The 5,281-nt window shown below is 71.4% G+C and carries 3 protein-coding genes; all 3 read right to left on the bottom strand.

Annotated elements, in window-relative coordinates:
• Nucleotides 1-2,205, bottom strand: a 2,205-nt coding sequence (locus tag ACLEQD_RS36120) for a serine/threonine-protein kinase (RefSeq protein ID WP_410390417.1), incomplete at its 3' end; no start/stop codon positions are given.
• Nucleotides 2,206-2,209: 4 nt separating this feature from the next.
• Nucleotides 2,210-3,037, bottom strand: a complete 828-nt coding sequence (locus ACLEQD_RS36115) for a hypothetical protein (RefSeq protein ID WP_410390415.1) — start codon at nucleotides 3,035-3,037, stop codon at nucleotides 2,210-2,212.
• A gap of 26 nt (nucleotides 3,038-3,063) precedes the next feature.
• Nucleotides 3,064-5,281 (bottom strand): TonB-dependent receptor domain-containing protein (locus ACLEQD_RS36110; RefSeq protein ID WP_410390413.1); only part of this gene is annotated, 2,218 nt, incomplete at its 5' end.

Here is a 5,281-nt window from a genome sequence, read left to right as displayed (position 1 = left end):
GCACGGGCGGGCGGGACAGGTCCGACGGCGCGCGCATGTCGCTGCCGGAGCCCGTGCCCAGGCGCGCGAGTGCGAGCCCGTCCCCGGCATCAGCGCCCGGGGGTTGGAGCCCGTGCCCGAGCCGGCGATGGACGACGGCGCGTACTCGGAGAGCCGGTCGCCCAGCGCCTCCTTGAAGAACTGCGCCACCGACGCGGGCGACGAGGACAGCCGGTGGTGCGCGATGACGGCTTCAATCTCCTCGCGCATCGCCGCCGCGGAGGGCGTGCGGCGCGCGGGGTCCTTCACCAGCGCGCGCAGGATGAGGTCCGACACGTCCTGCGGGATGTGGGGCCGCAGCTGCGAGGGCACCGGCGCGGGCTCGCGCACGATGGCCGCGAGCGTGGCCGCGTCGTGGTCGCGGCGGAACGGCAGCTGGCCGGTGAGCAGCTCGAAGAGCACCACGCCCAGCGCGAACACGTCGTTGCGCCAGTCCAGCGGACGGCCGCTGGCGGCCTCCGGGGAGAGGTAGGAAATCTTCCCCTTGATGACGCCCGCCTGCGTCTGCTCCTCGCCCTGCACCTTGGCGATGCCGAAGTCCGACAGCTTGATGGCGCCGTCCAGCGACACCAGCACGTTGTGGGGGCTGACGTCGCGGTGCACCACCGGGTGCGCGGTGCCGGACGGGTCCACGTAGCTGTGCGCGTAGTGCAGGCCCGCGGCCACCTCCGCCACGATGCGCAGCGCGTGCTCCAGGGGCAGCGCCATGCCCTTGCGGCGCAGCTCCGTGAGCAGGCGCTTCAGGTCCGGGCCGCGCACGTACTCCATCAGGATGTACGCCACGCCGTCCGTCACGCCCACGTCGAAGGTCTGGACGACGTTGGGGTGCGTGAGGCGCGCGTTGGCGCGGGCCTCCGCGAAGAGCATGTCGACGAACTCGGGATTCTCAGCGAACTGCGCGAGAATCTTCTTCATCACGACGAACTTCTCGAAGCCCTTCACGCCCTGCTGCTTGGCGAGGAAGACCTCCGCCATGCCGCCCTGCCCCAGCCGGCGGATGACCTGCAGCCGCGCGCCGCTGTTGTGCGTGTCGGTGGCGGACGTGCCCTTGCCGCCGGGGTCCTGGTTCGTGGAGCCGAAGAGGTACTGGCTGAGCGCGCGCTGCTCCAGCGCCTCGATGTCGTCCAGCGGCTTGTCGGTGAGCGGCGTGCGCGCGAGCAGCCCCTGGAACTGCGCGAGCGCCGGGGCCCGGGCGTTGCCGCCGCACACGGGGCACACGCGGTCCAGGGTGCCCTTGGCGCGCAGGACCTCCAGGTACTCGGAGGTCTGGATGCGCTGGTGGGTGACCTGGCCGCAGTTGCGGCAGTCGCACGGCAGCCACAGCGTGGCCAGCTTCGCCGGCAGCGCCTTGGTGGACTTCGCCAGCACGCCCAACAGCGGCGGCGGCACGCGGCAGAGCACCACCTGGGCGCCCTGCGACGCCACCTCCAGCACCTGTTCGATGCGCGGCAGCGCCTCCGGCTCCACCGTGCTCACGTGGCAGCAGTCGAACGCGACGCGCCCCTCAAGGCCGGACGCCAGCCGGCGCACGTTGAGGTCGCCCTTGAGCGTGCTGGCCAGGGTGATGAAGGTGATGTCGTCCTGGACGATCTTCAGGTGCGAGGAGAGCTCGGACGGCTCGTTCGGGAGGCCCGCGCGCAGGTAGCGCAGCACGGCGGGGTCCACCGCGGAGAACTGCTGGCGGCGCGCGAAGTCGAAGAACTCGGTGGGCTCGTCCGCGAACTCCAGCGGCTGGGCGCACACGGGGCAGTGGTGCGGCGGGGCGCCGCCCGCCTCCACGACCTTGCTCTCCTCCACCAGGCGGACCAGCCGCAGCCGGTCCTCCTTGCAGAAGCGGCAGGAGTACGGCGCGAGCAGCGACAGCACGCGCGCGACGCCCGCGAAGCCCTCCACCATGTTGAGCTGATCCACCACCACGGGCGGGGCGTTGACGACGTACAGCCCCGACACGCCCTGCGGCGGGTGGCCGGCGAATTCAATCCACCGGCGAACACCGAAGGAGCTGATGCGCTCCACCAGCCCCAGGTCCACCACCACCAGGCCCTGGAGGCCCTTGGACGCCGGCGAGAGGGGGAAGGTTTCGTCGATCACCCCGGCCACGCGCACGTGGGTCAGACTGCCCACGCGCAGGGAGGTGATGCTGGCATTGGAAGTTTGGCTCTCCACCCGCCTACCCTCGTTCCAGACAGAACAGCAGCGACTTGGGCTGCGCGGCCCGGCGGCGCGCATCCCCCAGGTCCACCGCGCAGGCGAACTGGGTCCGCTTCCCCGGAGTCACCCGCACCGCGACCGCGTCGCTGTGCTCCAAAATGCGCCGCAGACCCAGGCCCGCGCCACCACCCGAAGCATCCACCTGCGCCTTCTCACCCCACGCCTTCACCACCCGCACCAGCGGTGACACCGACAGGCGGCCGAAGCGATCCGTCGCCTCCAGCCAGGCCCGGCCGTCCGCCACCGCCCAGGACAGCAGGCAGCGATCCTCCTCCGCCACCGACTGCACCTGTCCGCGCCGATGGGCGTACTTCGGCTCGCCGCCCGCGTCCACCGGCGCGTCGAGCAGGGCGTTCACACAAATCTCATGGACGACATCCGCCACCCGGCTGGACGCCGCCCTGGAGCCGCCGGCCTGGAGGATGACCTCGGCCGCGCGCTCTCCCGCCGCCGTCACCTCCGCCACGCTGCCCAGCCACGCCACGGACGTGGCGGCCTCCCGGGGAATCATGGGCTCGCCGCGCAGGAGCGCGCCGAGCAGCCGCGCCTCCCAGGCGGACGGCTGGCCGCCCTCACCGCGCGTGGCCAAGAGCAGCGCCGGGGGACGCCGCTCCAGGAGCGCCGCGTGGGCGGGAGTGAACCGCCCGTCGAACAGCACCAGGTGCGGCGCCGCGTCGTCACCGCGCCCCAGGAGGACGCCGTCCCGGGCCAGCACCCCGGAGGCCTTCTCCAGCGCCTCCGGCGTGAGCGTCGTGTCCGGCGTCAACTTCAGGGGAGCATCCTTCACGGCGGCGACGGTATCCAAACAGCGCCCTAATAATGGAGTCGAACTTCTGTGAAGACGCCCAGCGGCGGAGCGGGGAAGCCGTGGGACTCCTCATACTTCGCATTGAAGAGGTTCGTGCCAAGCAGGGACACGGCCACGCGCTCGTGGACGTTGAAGCCCACACGCGCGGTCGCGGTGATGTAGCTGGGCAGCTTCACGCGGGTGGTGGTGCCGGCGTTCTCGTCCACCACGAAGCCCGGGTCGAAGCGCGGGCCCACGAACAGGCCGTAGAGCTCCACGAAGGCGAACTTGCCGATGTTGGTGCGGCCGCGCAGGTAGACGCGGTGGGTGGGCGCGTAGTCCAGCGGGTAGCTGGCCCCGCCGCCCACGGGCAGCGCCTGGGCGTCCAGGAACTGGTAGGCCACGTCGAACGAGGAGTTGAGCGACGGCACCTGCGCCGCGGCCTCCGCCTCGAAGCCCGCCACGCGCGCGTCGCCCAGGTTCTTGAACTGGGACGTGGAGCCGAAGAGGAGCTCCTGGTTGATGAAGTTGCGGGCGCGGTTGTAGAAGCCCGTGCCCGTCAGGCGCACCTTGCGGTCGAACGGCCAGAAGTCCACCGCCGCCTCCACCGTGTCCAGCGTCTCCGCGCGCAGGGCCGGGTTGCCCAGCAGCGTCGCGGCGTACATCTGCTGGTTGATGGCCAGCTCCGCCAGCGTGGGCGCGCGGAAGGCGCGGCCGTAGTTGGTGCGCAGCGTGAGCAGCTCCGGGATGGCGTGGAACACGATGCTGGCGCGCGGGGACACCTGGTCCGTCTTCGCCTCCCAGACCTTGGAGGGGATCTGGTAGCTGTCGTAGCGGGCGCCCGCGCCCACGACCACGCGGTCCGTGATGCGGTACTCGGCGTCCACGAAGCCGCCCAGGATGGTCTGCTTCGTGTCGTCCAGGGTCAGGCCGGGCAGCACGTTCTGGTTGTTCACCTGGTCGGCCTTCACGTCGCCGCCCACGGTGACGGACAGCCTGTCCAGGGAGAAGAGCGCGCGCGCCTCGCCGCCCAGGCGGCTGCGCTTGCCCAGCGTGTCCTCCAGCGCGCCGGTGATCTCGTTCTCCAGCGTCACGTTGCGGCGCTTGAAGAACGTGTAGGCCTGGGCGAACACGCGCACGTTGTCCGTCACCTGCTGATCCAGCTGCAGGGCGGCGTTCAGGTTCTGGACGTGCTCGTTGTCCTGCGCGGTGTAGTGGCAGCGGCCGCAGTTGCCCACGGTGGAGATGTTCTGGCCACCGGGCCGGCCGATGTTGCCGTCGGTGAAGTCCGCGTCCAGCGCGAGCGGCCCCACGCGGACCTTGCCGTTCACCTGGTGCACCAGCGAGTCCTCGTTGGTGTCCGTCTGGCCCAGCTGCTGGTTGTTGAAGAGCTGCGGGCCGTCCGAGCCGAAGCCGTAGTAGCCGAGCAGCGCCTCCACCGGGCCGCCGCGGCCGGCGACGTTGGTCTGCAGGCGCCACGTCTTGTCCTGGCCCGCGAGGATGCGCGCGTCGGCGCCCACGTTCTGGCCCTTGGCGATGAGGTCCGCGGGCTGGCGCTCGATGATGTTGATGACGCCGCTGAAGGCGTTGGAGCCGTAGAGCGACGAACCCGGGCCGCGGATGACCTCCACCTGCTTGAGGTTGGTCATCGGCGTCGTCTCATCCGCGTAGAACTGGCCCGTCCAGGGGTCCGTCAGCGGACGGCCGTCCTTGAGGAGCAGCAGGCGGTTGGACAGGTAGTTGGAGCCCAGGCCGCGCGCGCTCACCGCCGCCTTGCGCATGGAGCCCCGGCGGCACTCCATGCCGGGGAAGTACTGGATGGCCTCGCAGAGCGAGAACTGCCCGGTGCCCTCCAGCTCCTCCGCCGGAATCCAGGACACGGTGAGGGGCACGTCGGAGATGCGCTGGCTGCGCTTGGACGCCGTGGTGACGACGGCCTCGCTCAGCGCCAGGTTGATGTTCTTCTCCAGGTCGTCGACGCCGCCCAGGTCCGGGCCGTCCAGGCCGGAGAGGCTGGAGGGCGGGGGCAGCGCGCGGTCCGAGGTGGGCTCCGTGAAGGGCGCGCGGTCCGGGACGTTGTCGGCCGTCCGGGGCTGCGACGCCGGCAGCATCGCGCCGGCACCCAGCGCGGGCGCGGGCTGCGGGTTGGACGGGATGTCGGAGGTCAGCGGCCCGTCATAGGGCGACGGCGACGCGGGCGAGGCCACGGGCAGCGGATCCGCCACGGACGGGCCGACGCCAGGG

Source organism: Corallococcus sp. 4LFB (assembly GCF_046520365.1).
GTDB classification, from domain to species: Bacteria; Myxococcota; Myxococcia; order Myxococcales; family Myxococcaceae; genus Corallococcus; species Corallococcus caeni.
Note: the sequence above shows the minus strand (reverse complement) of the source record. Positions and strands in the feature narration are given on the sequence as shown.